The following is a 2,088-nucleotide window of genomic DNA, read 5'->3' on the forward strand; positions in this document are numbered from 1 at the left end:
CTGGCTGGCTGCCGTGGCCGCATTCCAGCTGGTCAGCGTCATCGCGAACCTCACGCTGCCCAACCTCAACGCCCACCCGCGCGACGGCCGCCCGCGCGCAGTCGCCCTCGCCGGCAGCGCGGCCGCGCTGCTCCTGGTCGGAGTCGTCTGGGCCGTGACCGCGCCGCGCCGCGCCCGACGGTGACCCCACGCCCGGTCGGGCGCAACGGCAGAACACAGTTCGGGGCCACGGTTGAACGCGGAACGCTCGCACGTGGAGCGACCGTGGCGCGGCGCCCGCGGCCGCCGGCCTTCCTTCACCCGGACTGCGTACTATCCGTCATGCGTCGCCGCGGCCGCAGCGCGGGTCAGCGCCGGCCCCTCCGGCAGAAGCCCGAGCGCTGCCCACGCGACGGGCCGCGGGCGATGCTGCAGGCCCAGGATCCGAGCGGTCTCGTCGTCCGGGATCCCGTACCGCACACCGGTATCCGATACGTAGTACAGCGTGTCGCGCCGCTCGCCGCCCACTTCGGCCGCCACGACGTACTCCCCGGTTCCGGCGGGGAGGTACACGGCGTCGACGCGGTCACCGGAGCCGTCTGCACCAGCGGGCACGACCACCGGGCCGGGCGCCGGCACCGTCGTCCCGAGCCAGAGTGACCGTCCGCCGGCGCCGGCCCCGTCCGTCCCGAGTACTGCGCAGACGACCGGTGCCTCGCGCGGCCCGACGATCGTCGGGCGATCGCGCGGCAGGTCGCCGAGGGGCAGGTCCGACACCGTCGGCACCTGTGCCACCGCGCGTGCCGGGACCGGGACCACCTCGCCTGCCGCGGGATCACCGCCGCGCACCAGGTCAGCGGCCAGCGGCCCGACCTCCTGGACACCGCGCGGCAACGCCACGTACAGCCGGGGGCGGTCGAGGTCGTCCACCCGGACGACCGTGCCGACGCCGACCCCGGGCAGGGCCGACGGGCTCCCCCGCCCGACGATCTGCGGCACAGCCACGGCATCGACCTCGACCAGCGCGTTGAACAGGCCGGCTCCGATCGGCCGGACGGCCGCCTCGTCGGCACCGATCACCCTGTGCACCACAGGGTCCGATGTGTCTATGGGCGCGCGCCGGCCGTCGTACACGAGGTACCGTCGATCGGCTCGGGTGACGAGCGCGGCACGTGGGACCCCCGTCGGGTCGGGACCCGCCGCGGTAGGAGCACCCGGCGCCGGCGACGAGGTGACCACCGTGGTGGTCACCTCGTCGCCCGCACCGGGGCGGGCGGCGGGCGCCAGCGCGGTGCGGTCGCATACCGCCCACGCGTTGAGCGCCGCACCGTCCCACGCCCGCGCCGGACCCAGGATCTGCTGTGGCGCACCGGGTATCCCCACCTCCGGTCCGCGCCGGTAGGACGCGAGTCGGCGATCCTTCACCGCCACCGGCTGCGCCGCCTCACCCACGACGAGCCGGGCGGACGCCAGGTCCGTCGCCGGGTGCAGCACACCGTCGACCTGGACGTACAGCGCTCCCGATTCCCGCGCCAGAACGATTCTGGCGTCACCGACCGCCCCCTGCGGGCGGATCAGCGCGAGCACGCCGCAGCCGCCGGTGACCACCAGCGCGATCACGATCCCGGCGATCACCGAACGCGACTGCGCCGACATGGGATCCGAGATCATCCGGCCGTCGCGACGCACCAGCACATGGTCCATCCGGCGCAGCAGGAAGCGGTAGCCGCTCACCTGCGCGCGCGTGGTCAGCTGTAGACGCATCACTACCCCCTGTATCGACCCGGCATGGATGATCGGTTCCGGTGCGCGACCGACGACGAGAGCCGTTCGGCGGCAACGGATGACCGTGATCGTCCGAAATCCCCCGATTCCCCACCCGCGCCTCACCCTACCGCTAGGGTCGGCGTGGGGACTAGAGATTCGGGGGAATCACACAGTGGGACAGAATGAATCGTCATCGCGTGCGACGATGACACCCGTCGCGGGGTGGGCGCCGGTGCGCCGTCCGCCGCACGCCGCGCTCGTGACCGCTCAGAGTGTCGGCCTGAGCACAGCGCTCGGCGTCGCGGCGGCGGGCGGCCCGACGTGGTCGGCCGCGGCCGCCGG

General features: G+C 74.1%; 2 protein-coding genes. One reads left to right on the forward strand and one right to left on the reverse strand.

What is annotated here, in order from left to right:
• On the forward strand, positions 1-184 hold a 184-nt coding region (locus ABD908_RS27160), incomplete at its 5' end, for a hypothetical protein (protein WP_345001990.1).
• Between the two features lie 128 nt (positions 185-312).
• Here ABD908_RS27160 and eccB read toward each other — a convergent pair.
• On the reverse strand, positions 313-1,743 hold the full coding sequence (gene eccB, locus ABD908_RS27165; protein ID WP_345001992.1) for a type VII secretion protein EccB: 1,431 nt from the start codon (positions 1,741-1,743) through the stop codon (positions 313-315).
• Between the last annotated feature and the right edge of the window lie 345 nt (positions 1,744-2,088).

It is taken from the genome of Tsukamurella soli, assembly GCF_039541155.1.
Lineage (GTDB): Bacteria > Actinomycetota > Actinomycetes > Mycobacteriales > Mycobacteriaceae > Tsukamurella > Tsukamurella soli.

What these genes read in the sequence shown, in the direction of transcription:
- eccB (WP_345001992.1), bottom strand. Translation starts at nt 1,743, where the DNA reads ATGCGTCTACAGCTGACCACGCGCGCGCAGGTGAGCGGCTACCGCTTC.